Annotated in this window: 21 protein-coding genes; 13 read left to right on the forward strand and 8 right to left on the reverse strand. The window is 59.6% G+C overall.

Features of this window, described 5'->3' with window-relative positions; all coding sequences use genetic code 11:
• The first annotated feature begins 7 nt into the window (after nt 1–7).
• The 6 genes from ACYVGC_RS01610 (at nt 8) to ACYVGC_RS01635 (ending at nt 3,904) form a co-directional block, all read left to right on the forward strand.
• Complete coding sequence (locus ACYVGC_RS01610) at nt 8–598, forward strand: hypothetical protein (protein ID WP_460582027.1); 591 nt, start codon at nt 8–10, stop codon at nt 596–598.
• Between the two features lie 32 nt (nt 599–630).
• A complete protein-coding gene (gene vapB, locus ACYVGC_RS01615; protein ID WP_460582028.1) occupies nt 631–840 on the forward strand; it encodes a type II toxin-antitoxin system VapB family antitoxin in 210 nt (69 codons plus the stop codon).
• Nucleotides 840–1,220 carry a type II toxin-antitoxin system VapC family toxin gene (locus ACYVGC_RS01620; RefSeq protein ID WP_460582029.1) on the forward strand — a complete coding sequence of 127 codons (381 nt, stop codon included), beginning with the start codon at nt 840–842 and terminating at the stop codon, nt 1,218–1,220. Before vapB ends, ACYVGC_RS01620 begins: the two co-directional genes overlap by 1 nt.
• A gap of 95 nt (nt 1,221–1,315) precedes the next feature.
• Nucleotides 1,316–1,915 carry a hypothetical protein gene (locus ACYVGC_RS01625; RefSeq protein ID WP_460582030.1) on the forward strand — a complete coding sequence of 200 codons (600 nt, stop codon included), beginning with the start codon at nt 1,316–1,318 and terminating at the stop codon, nt 1,913–1,915.
• Nucleotides 1,916–2,080: 165 nt separating this feature from the next.
• Nucleotides 2,081–3,517, forward strand: coding sequence for a Gfo/Idh/MocA family protein (locus ACYVGC_RS01630; protein WP_460582031.1), 1,437 nt, complete (start codon nt 2,081–2,083; stop codon nt 3,515–3,517).
• Nucleotides 3,518–3,577: 60 nt separating this feature from the next.
• On the forward strand, nt 3,578–3,904 hold the full coding sequence (locus tag ACYVGC_RS01635) for a hypothetical protein (protein ID WP_460582032.1): 327 nt from the start codon (nt 3,578–3,580) through the stop codon (nt 3,902–3,904).
• Here ACYVGC_RS01635 and ACYVGC_RS01640 read toward each other — a convergent pair.
• The 3 genes from ACYVGC_RS01640 to ACYVGC_RS01650 form a co-directional block, all read right to left on the reverse strand.
• A complete protein-coding gene (locus tag ACYVGC_RS01640) occupies nt 3,888–5,249 on the reverse strand; it encodes an NCS1 family nucleobase:cation symporter-1 (protein ID WP_460582033.1) in 1,362 nt (453 codons plus the stop codon). The two genes, ACYVGC_RS01635 and ACYVGC_RS01640, sit on opposite strands and share 17 nt — an antisense overlap.
• A gap of 6 nt (nt 5,250–5,255) precedes the next feature.
• Nucleotides 5,256–5,393, reverse strand: a complete 138-nt coding sequence (locus ACYVGC_RS01645; RefSeq protein ID WP_460582034.1) for a hypothetical protein — start codon at nt 5,391–5,393, stop codon at nt 5,256–5,258.
• A 156-nt stretch (nt 5,394–5,549) separates the two neighbouring features.
• A complete protein-coding gene (locus ACYVGC_RS01650) occupies nt 5,550–6,197 on the reverse strand; it encodes a zinc ribbon domain-containing protein (RefSeq protein WP_460582035.1) in 648 nt (215 codons plus the stop codon).
• 674 nt (nt 6,198–6,871) lie between these two features.
• Between ACYVGC_RS01650 and ACYVGC_RS01655 the strand changes: the two genes are divergently transcribed.
• The 4 genes from ACYVGC_RS01655 (at nt 6,872) to ACYVGC_RS01670 (ending at nt 13,819) form a co-directional block, all read left to right on the forward strand.
• Nucleotides 6,872–9,700: a TonB-dependent receptor gene (locus ACYVGC_RS01655; protein ID WP_460582036.1), complete on the forward strand. Its 2,829-nt coding sequence runs from the start codon at nt 6,872–6,874 to the stop codon at nt 9,698–9,700.
• Between the two features lie 65 nt (nt 9,701–9,765).
• Nucleotides 9,766–11,283 (forward strand): T9SS C-terminal target domain-containing protein, encoded by a 1,518-nt coding sequence (locus ACYVGC_RS01660; RefSeq protein WP_460582037.1) that lies wholly within the window; start codon nt 9,766–9,768, stop codon nt 11,281–11,283.
• Between the two features lie 282 nt (nt 11,284–11,565).
• Nucleotides 11,566–12,600 (forward strand): type IV toxin-antitoxin system AbiEi family antitoxin, encoded by a 1,035-nt coding sequence (locus ACYVGC_RS01665; protein WP_460582038.1) that lies wholly within the window; start codon nt 11,566–11,568, stop codon nt 12,598–12,600.
• A 220-nt stretch (nt 12,601–12,820) separates the two neighbouring features.
• Nucleotides 12,821–13,819 carry a gluconolaconase gene (locus ACYVGC_RS01670; RefSeq protein ID WP_460582039.1) on the forward strand — a complete coding sequence of 333 codons (999 nt, stop codon included), beginning with the start codon at nt 12,821–12,823 and terminating at the stop codon, nt 13,817–13,819.
• A 165-nt stretch (nt 13,820–13,984) separates the two neighbouring features.
• Here the strand turns inward: ACYVGC_RS01670 and ACYVGC_RS01675 are convergent, their stop codons facing one another.
• Both ACYVGC_RS01675 and ACYVGC_RS01680 read right to left on the reverse strand, forming a co-directional pair.
• Nucleotides 13,985–14,575 carry a hypothetical protein gene (locus tag ACYVGC_RS01675; protein WP_460582040.1) on the reverse strand — a complete coding sequence of 197 codons (591 nt, stop codon included), beginning with the start codon at nt 14,573–14,575 and terminating at the stop codon, nt 13,985–13,987.
• Nucleotides 14,576–14,584: 9 nt separating this feature from the next.
• Nucleotides 14,585–16,081 (reverse strand): GH3 auxin-responsive promoter family protein, encoded by a 1,497-nt coding sequence (locus tag ACYVGC_RS01680; RefSeq protein ID WP_460582041.1) that lies wholly within the window; start codon nt 16,079–16,081, stop codon nt 14,585–14,587.
• 256 nt (nt 16,082–16,337) lie between these two features.
• Between ACYVGC_RS01680 and ACYVGC_RS01685 the strand changes: the two genes are divergently transcribed.
• The 3 genes from ACYVGC_RS01685 to ACYVGC_RS01695 all read left to right on the forward strand — a co-directional run bounded on the left by ACYVGC_RS01685 (nt 16,338) and on the right by ACYVGC_RS01695 (nt 19,229).
• On the forward strand, nt 16,338–16,769 hold the full coding sequence (locus ACYVGC_RS01685; RefSeq protein ID WP_460582042.1) for an OsmC family protein: 432 nt from the start codon (nt 16,338–16,340) through the stop codon (nt 16,767–16,769).
• Between the two features lie 109 nt (nt 16,770–16,878).
• Nucleotides 16,879–17,370, forward strand: a complete 492-nt coding sequence (locus ACYVGC_RS01690; protein ID WP_460582043.1) for a hypothetical protein — start codon at nt 16,879–16,881, stop codon at nt 17,368–17,370.
• Between the two features lie 122 nt (nt 17,371–17,492).
• Nucleotides 17,493–19,229 (forward strand): phospho-sugar mutase, encoded by a 1,737-nt coding sequence (locus tag ACYVGC_RS01695; RefSeq protein ID WP_460582044.1) that lies wholly within the window; start codon nt 17,493–17,495, stop codon nt 19,227–19,229.
• A gap of 153 nt (nt 19,230–19,382) precedes the next feature.
• Here the strand turns inward: ACYVGC_RS01695 and ACYVGC_RS01700 are convergent, their stop codons facing one another.
• The 3 genes from ACYVGC_RS01700 to recQ form a co-directional block, all read right to left on the reverse strand.
• Nucleotides 19,383–20,189: a helix-turn-helix domain-containing protein gene (locus tag ACYVGC_RS01700; RefSeq protein WP_460582045.1), complete on the reverse strand. Its 807-nt coding sequence runs from the start codon at nt 20,187–20,189 to the stop codon at nt 19,383–19,385.
• A gap of 236 nt (nt 20,190–20,425) precedes the next feature.
• Nucleotides 20,426–21,001 (reverse strand): hypothetical protein, encoded by a 576-nt coding sequence (locus ACYVGC_RS01705; RefSeq protein ID WP_460582046.1) that lies wholly within the window; start codon nt 20,999–21,001, stop codon nt 20,426–20,428.
• Nucleotides 21,002–21,013: 12 nt separating this feature from the next.
• On the reverse strand, nt 21,014–23,272 hold the full coding sequence (recQ, locus tag ACYVGC_RS01710) for a RecQ family ATP-dependent DNA helicase (protein ID WP_460582047.1): 2,259 nt from the start codon (nt 23,270–23,272) through the stop codon (nt 21,014–21,016).
• Nucleotides 23,273–23,429 lie beyond the last annotated feature (157 nt).

Genomic DNA, 23,429 nt, shown 5'->3' on the forward strand with positions numbered 1-23,429 from the left:
TCACCCAATGGAAACGGCAGAAGCCAAACGCTACGAGATTTTAGCAGGTCTGCCAGCTTATGGCCCGATGTATATTCCGGTAACCGAGAGCGGTGAGGAGTTTTATTCGCAAGGATTTGCTGTCCGTTTTTATAAAGCGGATGGCACTAACTGGGTAGCCAACTTTCAGCCTGGATGGACAAGTTTCAGCGATATTCAAAAGCTTGAAAACAGCGCCAATGTAGTAGTGGTTGCCGGCGGCACTTGTTACCTGATGAATCCTGAAGAGACAAGGCCGATAACTGTTTTTAGAGGTGATGTTGCGGGTATTTTCAGGCTGGCCGATGGTCGTTTTGTTTTGCAGAATAGCATTGACCTAACCATAGTGGAGCCGAATGGCGCCTATTGGCATTCCGCTAGAATATCCTGGGATAGCTTGAAAGACTTGACTTTAAGTGGCACTATGCTTGCAGGATTTTCCTTCGACCCGATAAATGAAGAGCAATTAGTCGCATTTACCTATAATATTGATACAAAAGAGTTAACAGGAGGAAGTTATCATTTATACGAGATGGGTCAATCCGTCGAGAAGCCGAAATCCTGGTGGAAATTTTGGTAACTTACTCCACTATTTACTTAATAGCCAACGCTATGTCCACTGCCCAACTCGCCGAGGAAATAGCCACTCTGCCAACCAACCTCCAAGAGGAGGTGCAAGATTTTGTCGCCTTTCTGAAATCTAAGGCACTAAGACAGCCGCAACCACCGCTGCAAAAGCGGCAGTTTGGGGCAGCAAAAGGCTTTTTCGTGATGAGCGATGACTTCGACGAGCCGCTAGAGGATTTCAAGGACTATATGTAATGGACCTGCTACTCGATACCCACGCCTTTATCTGGTTGTTCAACGGCGACAACAACCTCAGCAATACGGCTAAAGACCTTATTGAAGACTCGCGCAATACTTGCTGGCTAAGCATAGTCAGCCTGTGGGAAACAGGAATTAAAACCAGCATCGGCAAGCTGGCCCTACGGGGAGATTTTGCTGAAATAGATGTCTTTATGACAACGGGCGCAATACGCCTGTTACCCATTTCTTTTGAGCACCTGTTGCGACTGCAGCACCTGGCGTTTCACCACCGTGACCCACTCGACCGCCTACTCATCGCGCAAGCATTTAGCGAAGGCCTGACGCTGTTATCGCGTGATGCGGTTTTTCCACAGTACGGGGTTGCTATCCGTTGACACTAACTGCGGGGCAGCATCCCAACGCCCACGCCGCCCCGCCGTTTAACTAAGCTCCGCCGGTGCTGGCCTACCTCCCCCGCTGGCGGCAGCTTATGACCAAGCTCCTGTCGTTTCTGTCACTTCTCACGGTGGCCACGGGCTGCGGCGACTGCGAACCGATAACTCTCACGCCCGACGAGCGCGCCTGGGTCAGCGCCTACCAGCCCGGCCAGCGCTTGACGTTTCGCAGCAACCGGGGTGCCACCAACGTGCTCACAATTCAGCCCCTGAAGGAATTCCATGACAACCAGGACTGCAACCAGTTGGAATCCGGTAAGTACCAGGCTATTCGCTCGACGCTGGTGCTGACATCGGCCACGGCGTATAGCAGCGACTCCCCAGGCTTTTCGCTGCTGGCTTACAAAACATACCCCGACCATCCGGCCCAGCTGACCTTTACCCTGGCGGGCTTGCTGTGCCAGGCCACCGACCCGCCCGGCAGCCCCAACCCCCGGCTGGTAAAGCTGGCCCCCGAAGCCATTACGCTAGCCAGTGGCCGCCGCTACCCGGCGGCCCAGCTCATGCGCAGCGGCCAGCAGAGCACTATTCACATGGGCAACAGCCAGTTGCGAGCCGCCTGGTGGGACCAGCGGGCCGGCCTGTTGCGCTACGAGCTAGCCAACGGTGAGGTATTTGACCTGGCTGCTGAGTAGCAAAAGCCCGGCGACTTAGCCCTAGTCAGCAGCGAAAAATGCAGCCGGCGGCCGGTGGCGCGGAGCCAACCATATGAAGATTTAATGAGTATGCACAGATAAGTACGGTGCCTTTCGCTTACCAAGCATAGGGCCGCTGCTTTTTCACGCTTCTCATTTGCTTCTATGTCCGTTACCAACAACCTGCTGAACACGGTCCTGCGCCACGCGGGCCAGGAAGTATCACGTAAGGAATTTCTAAGTCTGGCCGGGCGCGGGCTGGCGGCGGGCGTAGCGGCGGGCACCCTCGCTGCTTGCCAAGATAAAGCCGCCCCGGCGGGCGCGACGGCTACGCCCACCACAGGTACGCCGGCCGCGCAGGTCGAGGCCAGCACCACCTTCACGGCGGCGGGCGGGCAGCAAGTGCCGTCATCGGAAGCCGTGTCGCCGCCCGCGCAAGTACCGGCGGCGGCCGACCAGCCCATCGAGCTGGAAGCCTGGAAATCGGCGGCAGACCCTAAGTCGCCGCCCACCCCTACTCCGCTGCCGCCCGACCAGCGCGTGGGCTACGCGCTCGTGGGCCTGGGCCACCTCACGCTTGAGGAGCTGCTGCCGGCATTTGGGGCGTGCAAAAAATCGAAGCCCGTGGCGCTGGTTAGCGGCTCGCCCGAGAAGCTGGCCAAAGTCGCTAAACAGTACGGCATTAAACCCACGAGCTGCTACAGCTACGCCGACTACGACAAGCTGAAGGACAACCCCGAGGTGCAGGCCATCTACATCGTGCTGCCTAATTCGATGCACGCCGAGTTTGTGATTCGGGGAGCCAAAACGGGCAAACACATTCTCTGCGAAAAGCCGATGGCCAACTCAGTGCGCGAGTGCGAATTGATGATTGCCGCCTGCAACACAGCCAAGGTGAAGCTCATGATTGCCTATCGTATTCAGTACGAGCCTTATAACCGACTAGTGCGCGACATGGTGCGCAGCCGGAAATTTGGCAAAGTCAAATACATTCAGGCCCAAAACAGCCAAAGCTCGGCCAACGTGGACCACTGGCGGCACCAAAAGGCGCTGGCCGGCGGCGGCGCGCTCCCCGACATCGGCCTGTACTGCCTCAATACCGCCCGCTTCGTGCTGGGCACCGAGCCCACGGAGGTGTTTGGGTACATGCACAGCACGCCCGGCAACCCGCTTTTCAAGGAGGTGGAGGAAATGATGAGCTGGCAAATGCGCTTCCCCGGTGGCGTGCTGGTGAGCGCCATCACGCACTACGACACCCACGACTCGCGCTTTTACCGCGTGAATGCCGAGCGCGGCTGGCTGCACCTCGACAACGGCTACGCCTACCGCGGCCAGCAGCTGCAAACCTCGCACGCCGAGGGCCCGGCCAAGATGCAGAATCAGATTACCATCGGAGCCAACAACCAGTTTGCGGCCGAGATGGACCACTTTTCGGCGTGCATCCTGGACAACAAGCCGCCCCACACGCCCGGCGAGGAAGGCCTGCAAGACCAGCGCATTATGGAAGCAATTTACCAGTCGGCCCGCGAAGGCCGGCCGGTGAAACTGCCGCCTGTGAGCGGCCTTGATGTGTTTCGAGGGCCGGAGCCTAAGCTGCGCTAGACAGCAAATTATGTAACTCGGTAATGAAGCCGCGCAGGTTCCACTTGGCCATCAAATGAAATGACGATTGAATCACTGAAATCAATTTGGATTTCTCCTGGCATAACCAGCGGCGAAACACTGGAAACGCATTACAACGTTGGTAATACAGACGTACTTGTTTCCTTTTCAGATGATTCCCGCTACGTTGCCACCTTCTTCACCTATGAGAATATTGCGCGCATCGTAAAACACCACCAGCAGAGCGGTGAAAGCTTGGGTGGCAAATACTTCTGGGCAAGCAATATGATTCTCATTGACAGAATAGATAGGGCTTCTATTGAGGAGGTGATTTACGATTTAGTAAAGGGAGGTTCTTTACAGCACGTCTTTAAGCGCGTGGTTTAGCGACTACCACCCTACCCCGCATCAGCCCCAAATACACGCCCGCTGCCACGAAGAAGCCCACGAACCACGCGTAGTTGTACACCGCCAGCAGCCAGGGCCACACCACGGCTTTATCGAGCACCCCGATGGCGGCCAGGAAGCCCGGCACGCACGGTAAAACGCCCAGTACCAGCGCGATAAGCGCGGCCGGGTTGAAGCCGCCGCGGTAGGTGTAGCGGCCTTCGTACTGGTATAAGTCGCTCAGCACCAGCTCTTGGCCACGCAGCACGTAGTAATCGGCAATGAGGATGCCGCCGATGGGGCCCAGCAGCGCCGAGTAGCCCACCAGCCAAGTGAAGATGAAGCCGCTGGGGTCGGCGATGAGCTTCCAGGGGAAGATGAGCAAGCCCACCACGCCCGTGAAGTAGCCCCCGGCCCGGAAGCTGATGCGCTGCGGCGCGAGGTTGGCAAAGTCGTTGGCGGGGCTCACAATGTTGGCCGCAATATTGGTGGCCAGCGTGGAAAGCGCCACGGCCAGCAGGGCCCCCGTCACCAGCCAGCGGCCCTCGAAGCGGCCGGCCAGCACCACAGGGTCCCAGATGGTTTCGCCGAAAATGAGCAGCGTGGCCGACGTAACTACCACACCCACAAACGAAAACAACGTCATGGGCAGCGGCAAACCCAGTGCCTGGCCCACCTCCTGAGCGCGCTCACTCACGGCGTAGCGCGTGAAATCGGGAATGTTGAGCGAGAGCGTGGCCCAGAAGCCCACCATGCCCGTGAGCGCCGGGAAGAAGAACGTCCAGAACGCGCCCGGCGTGGCGAAGTGCACCGGCTGGGCCAGTATCGGCCCCAGCCCGTGCGCCGCCCAAATGGCCCAGGCCAGCAGCGCCAGCGCCGCCACCGGCAGAAAAAACGCCTTGAAAACCAACAGCTTCCGGATGCTATCGACACCCAGGTACACCACGTACATATTGAGCAGCCAGAACAGAAAAAACAGGATGGCCGGCCCCGTAGCTAAGCCCCAACTGGCCGGAAACACGGCCGGCAGCGTGCCCAGCCCCGGCCACCAGCGCACGGCCGCCTGGTAGAGCGCGTAGCCACCAATCCAGGTTTGGATGCCGAACCAGCTGCAGGCGATAACGGCCCGCAGCAGCGCCGGCACGTTGGCCCCGCGCACCCCAAAGCTGGCCCGCGCAAACACCGGAAACAGAATGCCGTAGCGCGCGCTCGCCCGGCCATTCAACACCATGGGCACGAGCACGATGGCATTGCCCAGAAAAATGGTGCTCAGCGCCTGCCACCAGTTCATGCCGCCCTGAATGAGCGAGCTGGCCAGCATGTAGGTCGGAATGCACAAACTCATGCTAATTCAGAGCGCGGCGTAGTTCCAGGTGGTCCAGGTGCGGGCGGCGGCGCTGGTGGGGGCCAGGTCTTCGCTGGTGAGGCCGGCGGCGGGCGGCGCGTTAGCGGGGGCAGTATCGACCAGAGCGGGGTACGGGATTTCCATGCGCGCCGTGGCCCGGCGGGGATGCTACGCGCCGGGCCACGGCCGCAAGCTACTCGGCAAGTGGCACTTAGGCAAGGCGGTTGTAGAACGGAGTGGTACTCCGTTCCTGCCCAAACGTGGAAACGGAGTACCACTCCGTTCTACAACTTCCCGATTTTAGTTCTTCGTGCCGCACTCGGCGCAGAACTTCTGCTCGGGCTTGAGGGTGGTGCCGCAGCCGGTGCAGTGCCGCTCCTGGGTTTGCGCGGCGGGGTTGGTGGTGCCGCAACTGGGGCAAAACTTTTGGTCGGCGGTGAGTTTGCCCTGGCAATTGGGGCATTGCAGCAGAGCGCTTTTGCCGTAAAAATCCAGGTTGCTGGTGTAGTCGGTTTCGCGGGTTTTGAGGCGAATCTGCTCGCGGGTGGCCTGGGCCTGCAACGAGCGCATGGACTCCTGCTCATCGGGGGCGCAGGCTTCGCAGAGGCCGGCGCTGGCGTTCCAGCACACATCGGGGCACACCCAGTGGCCGCAGTGGGTGCACTGCTTGAAGCTCTGCTTGCCTTCGAGCACGGCTTTTTCCAGGGCCTCGTCGTGGGCCTTGCCGCCCACGGCCTGCTGAATCTGGTAGGCCGCATTCTGCACGCCGCCCAAGCCGCTGAAGAAGTTGCCCGCCGCGCTCAGCAAGCTGCCGGCAATACCAATCGCATTAGGCTGAAAGCGAGACATGTAGCCGTTGCGGCACTGGTCGCAGTGAAACTTGAACTGAAACCCTTTGTCGGTGGACAAGTCGTCGTAGTTGGCGACAAACTGAATCATGTTGCTCATAAACAGAAGGATTAAAAAGACAAGGCAAATGTAGGGGGTAGCGGCTCCCAGCGCTAGTATCGCCGCTAGTTAGCTTGCATTACAGTTGCGCTTTTACATTCGCAGTTCAGCCCGCTCAGCAAGGGACCCGGCGCACCGGCTGCAGTGTGCGCCGGGCGGCCCTTACGCCGCTTGCCGCCTGGCCTTAGCAGGCTTGCAAACCCAAGTTGCGGCGTAGCGCGCCGCACTGGCAAGTTTCAGCTGGCGAGGCCGCTTGGCCGGGCGGCCGGCGCTAGCTGGCCGACCGGTTGTCGTTGACCGATGCGAGTTGCGCAACGACAACCGGTCGGCCAGCTAGCGCTGGCGGACCGGGGAGTATAGCTCGCAACTTGAGTTTGCTAACCCAAGTTGCGGACCAGCGCGCCGCACTGGCAAGCTTCAACTGGCGGGGCCGCTTGGCCGGTCCGTCGGCGTGAGCCGGCCGACCGGTTGTCGTTGCGCAGCCCGCACTGGTCAACGACAACCGGTCGGCCGGCTCACGCCGACGGACCGGCCAAGCGTAGCTCGCATCTTGAGTTTGCTAAATAAAAACGCTGCCGCGGGAAGGCCAGACAAGCAAGTTTTTCATGCAAAATTCATTTGGTAACCTGGCCGTTATACTAGCACAATAAGCACGGGGGAATTTTGCAGCCATTATGCAAAACTCCATTACCAAACTCTTACTGGCTGTCTTCCTGTGCGTTGGGTCGTGGGCTAGCGCGGCGGCGCAGGGCACGGGTACCATTCAGGGCACGTTTAAGGATGCCAAAACGCAGGAGCCTATCATTGGCGGCACGGCGCACCTGGAAAACAGCACTATTGCGGGGCCCACCGACGTCAAAGGCGTTTTCCTGCTGACTAAGGTGCCGGTTGGGGAGTACACGCTCCTCATTTCTTCCGTGTCTTACAAAACGGTAACGGTGCAGAAGGTGGCCGTGCTGGCCGGCAAAACCACCGTCGTCAATGGCAAGCTGGAGTCTGATAATCAGCAGCTTGACGAGGTGGTGGTCAGCGGCGTGCGGCGCACCAACACGGAGGTGTCGGTGATTAATGAAATCCGGCAGGCCAATGTGGTGGTGAGCGGCATTTCTTCGGAGCAGATTGTGAAAACCCAGGACCGCGACGCGGCCGAGGTGGTGCGCCGCATTCCGGGGGTTACGATTGTTGACAACCGCTTTATCCAGGTGCGGGGCCTGAGCGACCGCTACAACACGGTGTGGCTCAACGATGTAACGGCCCCCAGCTCGGAGACGGACCGTAAGTCGTTTTCGTTTGACATTGTGCCCAGCTCGCTCATCGACCGGGTGCTGGTGTTCAAAGACCCTTCGCCCGAGCTGCCCGGCGACTTTGCCGGGGGCCTGGTGAAGGTGTACCTGCGCAAGCCGGTGTTCAACGAGCGCCAGTTCACGGTCAACTACTCTTCGGGCTATCGGCAGGGCACCACGGGCAAGGACTTTTACTCGGATAAAAGCCAGGCCGGCGACCTGCTTGGCTTCGGCGCTACCAAGCGCGACCTGCCCAATGGCATGCCGCAGCTGAGCACAGCCTACCAGCAGTACGAGCGCGATTTCTACGCCAAGCAGCTCGACAACAACTTCGCCATCTACAAGATGAAGGCGATGCCCGATATCCGCTTCAACGCCTCGTACCTCGACCAGATAAAGATTGGTGAGCTGGCCATCGGCAGCGTGTCGTCGCTCAACTACACCAACACGTACACGCATTTCGGCATCAACCGCAACCAGTTTGACGTGTCGGGCCAGCGCACCGACCAGTTCCGCGATGACCAGTCGACGAACAACATCCGGCTCGGGGCCATCCAGAATTTCAGCCTCGTGCTGCCCCACGGCGGGCGCCTGGAGCTGCGCAATCTGTTTAGCCAGCAGTCGCGCAACCAGCAGGTAACGCGCGATGGCCGCGACAACAACGACGCCCTCAACCGCCGCAGCTACCTGCAAGGCTACCAGGGCCGCACCACCTACACCGGGCAGCTCGCGGGCACCCACATTTCGGCCGACGATAAAACCCACTTCGACTGGGTGGGCGGCTACGGCTACTCGGCCCGCAATGAGCCCGATTTGCGCCGCGTGTCGTACCAGCTCACGCCCGGCACCGACACCACGCCCGAAACGCAGACCGTGCTCACGCCGGCCGCCGGCCAGGTGGACGTCAACAACGCGGGCCGGCTGTACCAGAAGCTCAGCGAGCACATTTTCACCGTCAATGCCAACCTTAAGCGCACGGTAGACGTGGCGGGCCGCAAGGTGGAAATTGGGGCGGGCACCTACCTGGAGTACCGTCGCCGCGGCTTCAACGCCCGCGCCTTTGGCTACTCCCTGAACACGGGCGGCCTGGTGGGGCTGAAAAACGAGAACGTGGGCAACATTTTTTCGCCCGGCAACATTGGCTCCGATGGGTGGCGTGTGGACGAGGACCTGAACTCGACCTACCGCTACAACGCGCACAACGAGCTGGAAGCCGGCTACTTATCGTTTAACATCCCCTTCACCGAGCAGCTCAAGCTGGTGACCGGCGCCCGCTACGAGCGCAACGTGCAGTCCATCAGCACGGGCCTCAACGGCCAGCCGGTGAACCAGGACGTGACCACCAACTTTGTGCTGCCCTCGGCCAACCTAAGCTACAACCTCAACGCCACCAACCTGGTGCGCGCCTCCTACGGCCGCAGCCTCAACCGGCCCGAATTCCGCGAGGCGGCCCCGTTCTTCTACTACGACTTTGACTTTAACGTGCTGAATTACGGCTCGTTGTACCTCACGCCCGATAGTCCGCTTAAGGTGGCCACCATCGACAACTTCGACATGCGCTACGAGTGGTACCCCTCGGCCGGCGAGCTGGTGCACGTGGGGGCCTTCTACAAAAACTTCCAGAACCCCATCGAAAACGTGGTGGTGCTGACCTCCAACCTGGCCTACACCTTCGCCAATGCGCCGAGCGCCTACGCCTACGGGATAGAGCTGGATTTGAAAAAGAACCTGGGCTTTGCCAACGAGGCGCTGCGCAACCTCTCGGTGGTGTTCAATGCCTCCCTCATCAAAAGCCAGGTGACGCTCGGCGACGGCATTGTGGCCTGGAACAACAAGCGCGCCCTGCAAGGCCAGTCGCCCTACGTGTTCAACGGCGGCCTCTACTTCAACACCCCCGACAACGCCTGGCAGGTAACGGCGCTCTACAACGTGTTTGGGCCGCGCATCCTGTTTGCCGGCTCCGACCAGTACCCCGACGTGGTAGAACGCCCCCGCCAAACGGTGGACCTATCCCTGACCAAGACAGTTTCCTCACGCTTCTCGCTGAATGCGGGCATCCAGGACCTGTTCAACCAACCCGTCAACCTGGTGCAGGACTACAACCGCGACCAGAAGTACACGGCCGACGACCCCTCGCTCACCAACTACAAGCGCGGCACTTACTACACCGTGGGTTTGCGCTTTAGCCTGGAGCCCCGCCCGGCCACGCCGCTGCCCTAGAGCGGCTTTGCAACGCCCTCACTTTCACCTTTTTGCCTTCATTACCCCCTACTCTTCCTTTTCTGATGAAAAAGAATATCCTCTCCGCAGGTTCGCTTATCACGCTGTTGGTTATGGCCGCGTGCGAAAAGAAAGACATTACCCCCGCTCCCAACACCACGGGCACCGGCACCACTACGCCCGTCACGCCTACCACGCCCACCACACCCACTGTGACGGTGCAGGGCGGCCGCGCCAACGTCATCACGACCAATACCACCTGGACGGCTGCCAACAAGTACTTGCTCAAGGACTACGTGTACGTGGGCAGCGGCGCTACGCTCACCATCGAGCCCGGCACCATCATCTTCGGCGATAAGGACACCAAGGGCGCGCTCATCATCGAGCCCGGTGCCAAGATAATGGCCGCCGGCACCGCCGCCAAGCCCATCATCTTCACCTCCAACCAGCCTAAGGGCTCGCGCAACTACGGCGACTGGGGCGGCATCATCATCGCGGGCAATGCGCCCGTCAACTCCATTGTGGGCACCTCACTGCCCACTATTGAGGGCGGCCCCACCACCAAGTACGGCGGCACCAACGCGGCCGACAACTCGGGCACGCTGCAATATGTGCGCGTCGAGTTTGGCGGGGTAGCTTTCTCGCCCAACAATGAGGTGAACGGCATTACGCTGGCCGCCGTGGGCAGCGGCACCGTGATGGACCACATCCAGGTGTCGTACTCGGGCGATGACGCCTTCGAGTGGTTTGGCGGCACCGTGAACGCCAAGTACCTAGTAGCCCACCGCACGTTCGACGACGACTTCGATACAGACAATGGCTTCTCGGGCAAGGTGCAGTTTGCGGTGTCGCTGCGCGACCCCTCGCAGGCCGACCAGTCGGGCTCTAAGGCGTTTGAATCGAACAACGACGGTAGTGGCTCGGCCAATATGCCGCAGACCTCGGCCGTGTTCAGCAACGTGACCGCAGTAGGACCTATTCTGAATCCTAGCGCCGCAGTTTACAGCCCACAGTATATAGCCGGAGCACATATCCGCTACAACTCGGCCCAAAGCATCATGAACTCGGTGATAATGGGCTACCCCACCAATGTTCTCATCGATGGCGCCACTACGGCGGCAACTATTGCCAGGAGCGACGCCCGGTTTAAGAACAACATCCTGGCCGGCGCGCTAACCAACTCTAACTCGACAGCCGGGCAGCGCAGCATTCTGTATATCGGGCCAGCCCTAGGTTCCAGTAACCTGACCAATAACAACACGATGAGCAGCGACTCGTCGGCGTGGGCTTCGGCCGTGGGCCCGCTCACCTGGCTAAAAGCTAGTGCCAACGCCAACCGCCGCTACGCTACCGCCGACAACGTGCAGCTGCTAAATCCCTTCAACCTGACAGCTCCGAGCTTCGTGCCCCGCACGGCTTCGCCCATCGTGAGCGCCGTGCCCGCCAGCTTCACCGACAGTAAGCTCACCGACGCCTTCTTCACGCCCGTGACTTACATAGGAGCCTTAGACCCCAGCGGCTCAACCGCCAGCAACTGGCTGGCTAACTGGACCAACTTCGACCCGCAGAACACGGATTATTAACTGCTGGTACGCCCTCCGCGTAACCCCACCCCCTAGCCCCCTCCCCTTTGGGAGAGGGGGACTAGATTTAGCTCTAAAATGCTCGAATTTAGACCATTATAACTAGAGCTAGTCCCCCCTCTCCCGGAGGGGAGGGGGCTAGGGGGTGGGGTGCCCCGTGGAGGGCGACGCTGACTGCGCAACACCCGTTTTAGTGAAAGCCAGGGCTGGTGCACAGTCCTGGCTTCTTTTTTTGGCAGCGGCCCGCTGGCCGCCGCCGGGTTTCTTTACCTATTGTCCGCGTTGATTTCCCCTTCCACCCTTGCGCTGCTAGAGCAGGTGCGCCAGTGCTTGCAGCGCAACTTAGCTACCCTCATTGTGCCCCAGGCTGCCCAGGCGGCCGGGGCCCAGCTCTGGCAGATAGGCTCCGCGCTGTGCTTGCTGGCCGCCCGGCCCGGGCGGGCGGCCACCGGCGCCGAGCAGCCGCCCTTGCCGCCCGCCCCCGCCGGCTGCCCCACTTTACTGGTCTACGACTACGTATCGAGCAAGCTCGGGGAGCAGCTGCGCACGCAGGGCCAGTACTACGCCGATGCCGTGGGCAATGCCTGGCTGCAGCACCCCGGCTTGCTGGTGAGCGTGCAGGGCTGTGCCCCGCCCGCAGCCCCGCCGCCCCAGGTGGTAAGTTCGGCGTTGCAGGTGCAGCTGCTGCGGCTACTGTTTCAGCTGGTGCTGGAGCCCGCCCTGGCTACCTACGCGGTGCCCACGCTGGCGGCCCACACCCAGCTGCCCGTGGCCATTGTGCGGCGGGTGCTGCGCAGCCTGGCAGCGCAGGGCCTCTGGCAGGAAAACCCGGGCCTGCTGGGCAGTGAGCTGCGCCTGCCCGACGCCGCCCACTACTGGCTTATCCGGTACGCCAAAACCCTGCGCGCCCGCCTCAACGCCCATCGCTACAGCCCCCGCCACCCCGCTGCGCTGGCCGGGTGGCACCAGCGCGACTTGCCAGCCGAGTGCCTGTGGAGCGGAGAAGCAGCCGCTCACTTACTACTACGCAAGCCGGGAGCGCCCGGCAGCCTGACGCTGTATAGCCAGCTGCCCCGGACGCACGTGCTGCGGCAGCTCGACCTGGTGCCCAACACGCAGGGGCCGATTGAGATTCTCAACGCCTTTGCCCCGGCCGCCTGCTTTGCCCCCACCGACCCGCGTTGCGTGCCTCCCCTGCTGGTGTATGCCGACCTGCTGGCCAGCCAAAAGCCAGCTGCCGATGCCCTGGCGCACCAGCTTTGGGCGCAGTGCCTGGCCACTGTGCTGCCCCTGGCCCCGCCCGAAACAGTCGGGTAAAACGGGGCGCTCCGAGGGCAGCTGGTTTCCGTGGCCGCGGGAATTTTGCACCCTGCGTGGCCAGATGCGCACCGCCGCTTTCCGCGTCGAATTGTTCCGCCGCATTGCTTGGTTGCCATTAACTACGTTTTTAACTGCGCAGTTAGGCTTCACTGGCAGCCTTCTTAACCGCCAGCCGTACAAGCAGTTTCTTCACCTTTATTTCATCAACCAACTGCTTATGCTTCCCTTTTTTCTATCGGCCCGCACCGGGCCAGTTGTGTTACCGCGTATGGTGGGCCTGGCGGCCCTGGCGGTGGGTTTGTTAGGCTTGCTGCCGAGTTGTTCCAAAGACGAGGAAACCGTGGCCACCCCTAATAAAATCACGGTGCCGCAGCGCGCCCTCTCGCCCGAGGGCATTCAGTATGATGCGACCAATCAGCGTTTTATCGTAAGCTCGCGCACCCAGGGCCGCATCGGCACCGTGCGCGACGACAGCACCTACACCCAGCTCGCCGACGATGCCCGGCTGGTTTCCACCATCGGCCTCAACCTCGATGTTACTCGCCAGCGCCTGCTGGCCGCCGTGTCGGATATCGGGGTCAACACCACCCGCTCCACGGCCACTACGCTGCGCAAGCTGGCGGCCCTGGCCATCTTCAACCCCAGCAGCGGGGCGCTGCTCAGCTACGTCGATTTGGGGGCGCTGCGGCCCACGCTGCCGCACTTTGCCAATGACATTGCCGTCGATACGCAAGGCAACGCCTACATCACCGACAGCCTGTCGCCCATCATCTACAAGGTGGATGCGCAGGGCGTGGCCACAGTTTTTCTGGAAAACCCGCAGCTGAGCGGCGGCACCGGCTTCGGCCTCAACGGCATCGTGTTTCACCCCGACGGCTACCTGCTGACGGCCAAGACCAGCGACGGCACGCTGTTTAAAGTACCCATTGCCAACCCCACCGGCTTCACAACGGTGGCCACCACCCAGAACCTGACGGGTGCCGACGGCCTGCTACTGCTCGACAACAATACCCTACTGGTAGTAGCGGGCAGCCAAAACACCGTTTTCCGCATGACAAGCAGCAATGCCTGGGGAGGCACCGGCTCCACCGGCAGCTTCGCCACGGGTGCCGTGAGCGCCACCACCATCACCCGCCGCAACGCGAGTGACGCCTTCGTGCTGTACCCTTATACGGCTACCTCGCCACGCTTTGCCATTACGAAGGCAGTTTTTTAACTTCCTTCTGCCACCCATAAAAAGCTACGCTGACCAACTGGCTAGCGTAGCTTTTATTTTGGCCATCTGCCCCATATCAATCAGCTCTACAATGCTAAATCATGTTGAACATGGCGCGGGCAAAAATCGCAAGGCAGGCTAGCTGGCTAGGTCGTTACCAAGTACTTATTGGCAGCAAAGCTGAATCCAGGAAATTCGTCCGGTGCTGCTGGCTAGAGGTACTGGCTCTGTATGGTGTTTCTTACTTAGTGGCCCTAAATCTTTCTGACCCATAAAAATATAGGTAATGGTAGACTGAGCAGTTCCGGCTTCCTGCAAATCAAAAAGGGGAATAGGACTAGGAGCCACTTTGATTGAGGGCAACACCCGGCGTAAGTCGCCCGACGACGAGCCGGTATGAATACCTTGTTTAGTACAATAACCCGAATGCAAGGCAATAAGGCCCACTATCTTTTTCGTATGCACTTCTTTGGCATTGCTAAAATCATAGGTGTCAAAATACACGAATAATTTTCGGCCTCCTCTACTAACTAGCATTGCATCAGGCTTTTCCGACAATGCATCAAAACCATACGCCGATAGGTAAACTGACGTAAAAGTGCAACCCGCATAAAGCCTGCGCAATTCACTAAATCGCATCCCTAGCCTGGCCCGTCCAACTGACGTTTCGGTTATCAGTGGCACATCGAAGAAGGAAACTTGAGCAACAGCAGTTGCTGCTATCAACCAATGGGTTAAGAGTAGTAAAATTCTCATATCACCAAACTACGACGCCTTTAACAACCCCTCTGCTAGCGCTCTATCGTTGCCCAGCCGCGGCACCTTATTTTGACCGCCCAGCTTGCCCACGCTTTTCATGTAGCGCTGAAAAGCCCCAGCCGGCAATTGCGTTAATTGCAATACAGTCAATATATTACCCTGACGCAAGTCGTCGTAGTAAGTATTGCGCTGGCGCAAACTGGTATCTAGCACTGCGGCGAAGCTGGCGGCATCGTGCGGCGGCTGGGCAAACTCCACCAACCACTCGTGGCGCGAGGGCCGGGCTTTGTCCTCGCTCACGAGCGGGGCCACGGTAAATTCGGTTACTTCAGCTTCGGGGTGCTGGCGGATGGCCTCGCGCAGGGCGGCCTCTACTTCCTCGCCGATAACGTGCTCGCCAAAGGCCGAGAGGAAGTGCTTGATGCGGCCCGTGACCACTACCCGGTGCGGGTGCAAGTCCACGAAGCGCACGGTGTCGCCGAGCGAGTAGGCCCACAGGCCGGCGTTGGAGGTGAGCACCATGGCGTACTGTTTACCCAGCTCCACTTCGGCGATGGTGAGGCGGGGCGGGTTGTCCTCGAAAAAGCGCTCGGCGGGCACAAATTCGAAGAAGATGCCGCTATCGAGGCGCAGCAGCAGACCGGGGTTGCCGGGCTGGTCCTGAAAGGCCAGGAAGCCCTCGGAAGCCGGAAACAGCTCGATAGTATCTATCTGCCTACCAATACTTTCCACTAGGCGGGCGCGGTAGGGCTCCATACTCACGCCGCCCGACACGAAGAGGTCGAACTGCGGAAACAACTCCCCCACCGGCCGGCCGGTGCGGGCCGTGAGCCGGTCAAAATACATCTGCACCCAGGGCGGAATGCCGGAGATGAGCGTCATGTTCTGGCCCAGCGTTTCGGCCACAATGGCCTCAAGCTTGGTTTCCCAATCTTCGATGCAGTTGGTGGCGTAACTAGGCAGCTGATTGCGGCGCAAGTAGCTCGGCACATGGTGATTAACAATACCTGAGAGCCGGCCCGTGGGGATGCCACCCACCGTTTCCAACTCGGGCGAGCCCGACAAAAAAATCAGCTTGCCATCCAGGAAGCGGGCGCGGCCGGTGGCGGCTACGTAGTGCAGCAGCGCATCCTTGGCCCCGTTGATGTGGTTGCTGATGCTGGCATTGGTAATGGGAATATACTTGGCCCCGCTGGTGGTGCCGCTGGTTTTGGCCAGGTACAGCGGCCGGCCGGGCCACAGCACGTTGGCCTCGCCAGCCTTCACGCGGTCGAAATACGGCTTGAGGGCCTCGTAGTCGCGGATAGGCACGCGGGTGGCCAGGTCGGCGGGCGTGCGCACGGCAGCCAGGTCGTGGGCGCGGCCAAAGGCGGTGCCGGCGGCCGTGCGCGCCAGCGCGCCCAGCAGGCGCCGCTGGGTGGCGGCGGGGTCGCGCTGCCACTGGCGGTAGCGGTGCACGGTGTAGGCCGCCAGCGGGCGGCTCAAGGCGGCTTTTATTCCCATGGCTGGCAAAAGTAGGCGGCCTGGCTCGTGGGCAGGCCAGCACTTGGCCCAGCATAAACGGTGGTTGGCCCAGAATACCTAATGGTTGGCGATGCTACGGAAAGCCTAGGCCAACCAACAGCGGGCAGATTCACTTATTTTGTTTAGCTTTGCCGGTATAAAGATTAAACAAAATCTTTGCGGCCGAAAGGCCGTACTACGGCTACCAGCTTATGGCTGGCAAATATTTTTCTTACTTTTCTTTTCAAAACTCTCAATGATTAACCAATTCGGTAAGGCACAGTGGCAAGGCGATGCCAAAGGCCACGGCACCATCAGCACCAAAAGCGGCGTAGTAGAGGCCCCCTATTCGGTAGGCTCGCGCTTCGAAGGCCAGAAAGGCACTAACCCGGAGGAGCTCATTGGGGCAGCCCACGCCGGTTGCTACACCATGTTCCTGTCGATTGTGCTGGCAAAGCACGGCCACACGGTAGAGGACATCACCACAACCTCAACTGTAACGCTGGACCCTACCCAAGACCCGCCCTTCATCACTAAAATCGCCGTGAGCACCACGGGTAAAGTAACCGGCGGCAACATCACGCCCGAAGACTTTCAGAAGCACGCCGAGTTTGCCAAGGCCAACTGCCCGGTATCGAAGCTGCTGAGCGCCGTGCCCGAAATGACGCTGGAAGCCAAGCTGGCGTAGTGACTGTTGGGTGGCTTAATGGTTGGCGGCTACTAGTCTAATACATTGTAAAGCAATGCATTAGACTAGTAGCCGCCAACCATTAATCATTACCCCCTACTTTTGCCCTATGCCCACTGGTACTACCCGCATTCGCCTTCGCCCCGCCAACTCTTCGCGCCTCTCGTTTGGGGTGCAGGTTTCGCTGGCGCTTTTTGCCATCGCCTACGCCGTTTTAATGCTGCGTAACTCGCCCGACACCCAGGATTTTTACTGGCTGAGCTACGTTTTTCTAGGTTTTTGCGTCGTGTACCTGGGATTTATTCTGGTGCATAATGCGCCGGTTTTCGGCACCCAGAGTTATTTCGAGTTTGCCCCCGGCTACCTAGTGCATAAGGCGGGTCTGTTTCGGGCCAAGCAGGTGTTTGCCGCCGAAAGCATGAGCCAGCTAGAGCTGCTGCCCCGCCAGCTGCGGGTACGCCTAAAGGATGGCGACATTCACGTGCTCAATATGCGCGAAGTAAAGGGGACCCGCCGCTTGGCCGTGTTGCGCGGCCAGCTCGAAGCCTTTGCCAAGCGCTACGGCGTAGAGCTGCGCGAAGAAACCTTAGCCGGCCGATAGACTGGCCTTCGTGCCCACCGGGCTTAACTTCGGCCGCCGCTTCCCGTAAGAAATACCCCGTAAAGACGCCCCGTGGCGTCTTTACTTTTGTGCGACACTGCCTTTCCTAACTCCTCCCTCCCATGCCCCTTTCCCCCGACGTTCAGCAGCGCATCAACACCTGGCTCACCCCCGCCTACGACGCTGATACCCAGGCCGAAATCAAACAACTCGTTGATACCCACCAGGACGACCAGCTCAACGACGCCTTCTACCGCTCGCTGGAATTTGGTACGGGTGGCCTGCGCGGCATCATGGGCGCGGGCTCGAACCGCATGAACCGCTACACCCTGGGCATGGCCACCCAAGGTCTATGCAACTACTTGAAAATCAGTTTCCCAAACCAGGAAATCAAAGTAGCCATTGCCCACGACTCGCGCAACAACTCGCGCCTGTTTGCCGAAACGGTGGCCAATATTTTCTCGGGCAACGGCATTACGGCCTATCTGTTTGATAGCCTGCGGCCTACGCCGGCGCTGTCGTTTGCCATTCGGCACCTGGGCTGCCAGAGCGGCTGCGTTATCACGGCCTCGCACAACCCCAAGGAGTACAACGGCTACAAAGTGTACTGGAACGACGGCTCGCAGGTAGTGGCCCCGCACGACAAGAACATTATCACGGAAGTGAACCGCATCACCAGCCCCGACGAGGTGAAGTTTGAAGGCAACCCCAGCCTCATTCACCTCATCGGCAAGGATTTGGACGCCGCCTACCTGGCCGAGGTTAAGAAGCTGAGCATCAACCCCGCCGCTATTCAACAGCAGCACGATTTGGGCATTGTATATACGCCCATTCACGGCTCGGGTATTACGCTGGTGCCACCGGCGCTGGCCGAGTTTGGCTTTACGAATGTGAGCGTGGTGCAGGCCCAGGCCGTGCCCGATGGCAACTTCCCCACCGTGCAGTCGCCCAACCCTGAGGAAAAATCGGCTATGCAGCTGGCCCTCGACCAAGCCAAAGCGCAGAACGCCGACATCGTGCTAGCCACCGACCCCGACGCCGACCGCGTGGGCGTGGGCGTGAAAAACGACAAGGGCGAGTGGGTGCTGCTCAACGGCAACCAGACCGCCGCGCTGCTCACGCACTACATCCTATCAGCGCGCCAGCAGGCGGGTAAAGCCCAGCCCAACGATTTCATCGTGTACACCATCGTGACGAGCGAAATCCTGGGTGACATCGCCAGCCGCTACAACGTGAAGGCGTACCGCACGCTCACGGGCTTCAAGTACATTGCCGGCCTCATCCGCGACCTAGCGGGCCAGGAAAACTACATCTGCGGCGGCGAGGAAAGCTACGGCTTCCTCATCGGTGATTTTGTGCGCGACAAGGATGCCGTAACTGCCTGTGCCCTGGTAGCCGAGATGGCCGCCGTGGCCAAAAGCAAAGGCCGCAGCCTTTACCAGGAAATGCAAAAGATGTACGCCGAATACGGCCTCTACGTCGAAGACCTCATCTCGCTCACCAAGAAAGGTCAGCGCGGGGCCGAAGAAATTCAGGAGATGATGGTGGAGCTGCGCAAAAACCCGCCCACCACGCTCGGCGGCTCGCCGGTAGTAGAAATCCGTGATTACCAGACCGGTAAGATTCACCACCTCACCACCAAAGTAGAGGAAAGCACCGGCGTGGAAAGCTCCAACGTGCTGCAATTCATCACGGCGGCCGGCGACAAAATCTCGGCCCGCCCCAGCGGCACCGAACCCAAAATCAAATTCTACTTCAGCGTAAAGGAGCCCTTGGCTTCCATTGCCGATTATGAAATGACCCACAAAAAAGGTGAGGCTAAAATCAAAAGCATCATTGAGGAGATGCAGTTGAAATAAGACAATCAAGGGACATGACCACTTAAAGGAACGTCATGCTGAACGCAGTGAAGCATCTCTACCGCATCGTTTGATTTATTCAACGATACGGTAGAGATGCTTCACTGCGTTCAGCATGACATTTCTAGTCTTGCAGCAAACTGGTTGGCAGCGTTACGCCCGCTGCAACTGCATCATCTTCACCTGCTGCGTAAGGTCGAGGACCATGCTGGCCAAGTGCTCCAGCGACACGCCGCCAATGGGGAACGCGCTGCTGATGTAGCTCTTGGCTTCCCAAATTTCGAGCACGTCCTCCGCCTTCACGTCGTAGGGCGAGTACAGCGGGTTATCCGATTGCAGGGCAAACATGGCACTCTGCTTCAGCTTGTTATATACGCGCTTGAACACGATGCCGTCCTTTTGGCTCACCACAATGCAGGGCGTGCCATCCTTTATGGTGGCCCAGTCATCGACGTAGCGGCCCACGATGGTGGTGCCGCTGGCTAGCGGTAGCATCGAGTCGCCAGCAATTTCGAAAGCCCGGAATGTACCGGTGCTCGTGAGCATGGGCAGCCGGAAGCGGGGCAGCTCCTCAATAAATTCGCGGTCGGCGTACCCGTTGAGGTAGCCAGCAGCGGCTTTAAGCGGCACTAGTTCAATATTTTCCCGGTCGTCGGGGCCCACCGTGATGGCCAGAATGCGCAGGGGCTTGTCTTCGGGCAGGGTATCGTCGAGGGGGCCAGCTTCGCGCAGGGCGGCGGCCGTTTTAGCGTTTTTGCGCTTGGTAAAGTCGGTAGTAGCCAGCGAGTCAAGCGGAATATTGAAGAGCCGCGCCATATTGACGAGCGTGGCCAGGCGCGGCTCGGCGCGCCCTTCTTCGTAAGCACCCACCAGGGAGCGTTTAATACCCAGCTTGTCAGCTAGTTGGGCTTGCGTCAGGCTCAGCTCGCGACGCCAGAACTTGAGGTTGGTATTAATCATAACGGTTAGGAAAGACAAGGGAGGAAAAACCCAACGCGGAGGGCGCGCGACGCACAAAACCGGCAACACAGGCCGCAAGTTACTAATTCCATTAGACTTGCCAACGCTAACGGGGTGGGAATTGTTGGGCTAATTGAATTTTTAGGTAGGCCAACGCAAAAACAGCCGCCCCAATGAGGCGGCTGGCTACCAAGGCTTGCGCGTAGGATGCACAAAATCCTACACTAGCATGGTCACTATTTTTCAGCCCTTTTCTTTTTTGCAGCAAAGCCAGCCTGAAACTCTTCGGTAGAGATAACCTTCTGCTCATGAAGCCAATACCAGCGTGCAACTCCTTTTCTTGAAGTCAATTCCTGGCGCGGGTACACGTACCATTGGTATAAATACGCTTTTGCATGGGCTCGCAAATCAGTGATGAATTGCTGCAGAGTAGCATCATCTTCAGGCTGAGCAACTACTGAAAAATCGCCTTTACCAGTCAGCACCATAAAGCGATTTTGCCAGCGAGTGTAAGTGAAATAGCATACCCCGGCTATTAGCAGCGACGCTACACCTGAAGCTACCAGCCAAGCTTGGTCAGCAATGGGCTTACTAAGTTCCTGTACCCAAGAGCCAACAACCCCAAAGGCAACAAAAAAACTGAGCAGCAGCGGAAAAGAGCGCTCCATTTTACCCCGAACTGGCAACAGTTCTTCATAAGGAATTTCGACTCTGACGTGGTTAGTCAGCCGCTTTCGGTCTATCAACAAGCCGTCTTCCGTTGTAGTGAAACGTGTGTATCCCCACACAGGATGTTTTTGGTAGAACTCCATTGCCTGCTGCTTCTACCGCCCGCGCTGCGCCCGAATGCCCGCCAGCCGCAGCTGAAAGTAGTCGTACTTCTCGCGCAAGTGGTCGAAGAGGTCACGCAGGGCGGGCGCGCCGCCAAGTTGGGCGCGGGCGGCCGCAATCTCAGCCAGCTGCGAGTCGGACAGGAAATCGTGCATGCGCAGGTCGAGGCCCTTGGTGTAGGCGCGCTCCAGGTGGCTTTTCACGGTGCTGAGGGCCAGGTTGCGCTGCTCAGCAATCTGCTCAGGCTTAAGACCTTGGCGGTGCAGCTGAAAGGTTTGGTCCTCGCTATCGTTCACATCGCGGTCGGTCTTTTTCTGGGCCGCCGAGCGGGGGCCGGGCGTGTAGTCGTCCTCGCTGAAGGGCGGCGCGTTGAGCGACGCATCGGCGGCATCGGGCACGGCGCGGGGCGGGCCGTGCTGCAAGATGGCTTCGATAAACGCCTCGCCGTAGGTTTCAAATTTCTTCATGCCCACGCCCGAAACCGAGAGCATGGCAATGCGGCTGGTGGGCTGCTCGCGCGCCATTTCCTGGAGCGTAGTGTCGGTAAATACCACGTAGGGCGGCACGCCCTGCTCGTCGGCAATCTGTTTGCGGAGCTGGCGCAGGCGCTCGAAAAGGCGCGCCTCGGGGGTGCCGGCACCGGCCGCGGCGGCATCGGCGGCAGCCTTTTTGGTGGCGCGGGTTTGCTTATCGGCCTTCTCGGCCACCTGAAATTTCTTGAGCGACACGGCGAGCTGGCCCTTCAGCACCTGCTGGCCGCGCTCGGTTATTTTGAGGGCGTAGCCTTCCTCGTAAGCAATGTAGAAGAGGCCGTCGTTCAGCATCTGGTGCACGTAGCTATACCAGTCGAGGTAGGGCAGGTCTTGGCCGGCGCCGTAGGTTTTGAGCTGGTCGTAGCCGCCTTGCAGCACGGCCTGGTTGCGCATACCACGCAGAATATCAATGAGTAAGTTGATGGCCACGCGCTGCTGGGCACGGGTGCTGGCCGACAGCGCCTTTTGGGCCAGCAGGGTGCCGTCGAATGTAGTGGGCGGGTTGCGGCAGATGTCGCAGTTGCCGCAGTCGTGGCCCAGGTCTTCCGAGAAATAGTGCAGCAAAATGCGGCGGCGGCAGCTGGCGGCCTCGGCAAACTGCTGCATACGCTCCAGCTTGGCCGTGTTGAGCTGGGCCTGGCGCTGGGGTACGTCTTTGGTCACCATCTCGCGCATCGACATCACGTCGGCGAAGCTATAGAAGAGCAACGCGGTGGCATCGGTGCCGTCGCGGCCGGCGCGGCCGATTTCCTGGTAGTAGCCCTCGATGTTTTTGGGCAGGTTGTAGTGCATCACCCAGCGCACGTTGCTCTTGTCGATGCCCATGCCAAAGGCGATGGTGGCCACAATCACCTGCAAGTCGTCCTGCAAAAACTTTTCCTGGGCCTCGGCGCGCTGGTTGGGCGTCATGCCGGCGTGGTAGTAGCCGGCCTTAATACCCTTCTGCTGAAGCTTTTGGGCCACTGTTTCGCAGCTCTTGCGCGAAAGGCAGTAGATGATGCCCGCATCGTTGGGGTGGCGGCCAATAAAGTCGAGAATCTGCCCGATGCGGTCCTGGCCTGGGCGCACCACGAGGTTGATGTTGGGCCGGTCGAAGCTGGAGAGGAAGACTTTGGGCTCGTGCAGGTTGAGCTGAGTTTTGATGTCGCGCTGCGTGAGGCGGTCGGCCGTGGCCGTGAGCGCGATGATAGGCGTGCTCGGAAACTGCTGCCGCAACGCGCCCAGCTGCGTGTACTCGGGCCGGAAATCGTGGCCCCAACTCGAAATACAGTGCGCCTCGTCAATGGCAAACATACTGACGTTGACCCGCGTGAGAAACTGCAGAAAGCCGTCGCTCAGCAGCTTCTCGGGGCTCACGTAGAGCAGCTTGAGGTGGCCGCTGAGGGCGGCCCGGGTGATGTCGGTGGCCTCGCTCTGGCCCACGCTGCTGTTGATGTAGGCGGCCACTATCCCGTTGGCTTTCAGGGCTTCCACCTGGTCCTTCATGAGCGCGATGAGCGGCGATACCACCACGCACACGCCCTCACTCACCACGGCCGGAATCTGAAAGCAGACCGACTTGCCGCCGCCGGTGGGCATAAGCACCACCGTATCCTGGCCGCCCAGAATGCTCTGGATAATGTCGCCCTGCATAGGCCGAAAATTATCATAGCCATAGTAGCGCTTGAGCGCCTGGCGGGCAGCGGTAAGGGAAACGGCGGGGGCGGTGGTAGCGGGCATAAGGCACTTCGGTCGAAAGATTAAAATAACAATCGGCCACACGAAGTTCCAAAGAATTTAGCCAAGTCCGCCGCGGGCAGCCCAGTCAGCCGCGCCCGGCCAGTTACTGCGCCGTTGCTAAACCACTAGCAGGGGCGTCGCTAGTTCTTGGAAAACG

The organism is Hymenobacter arcticus (assembly GCF_054779975.1).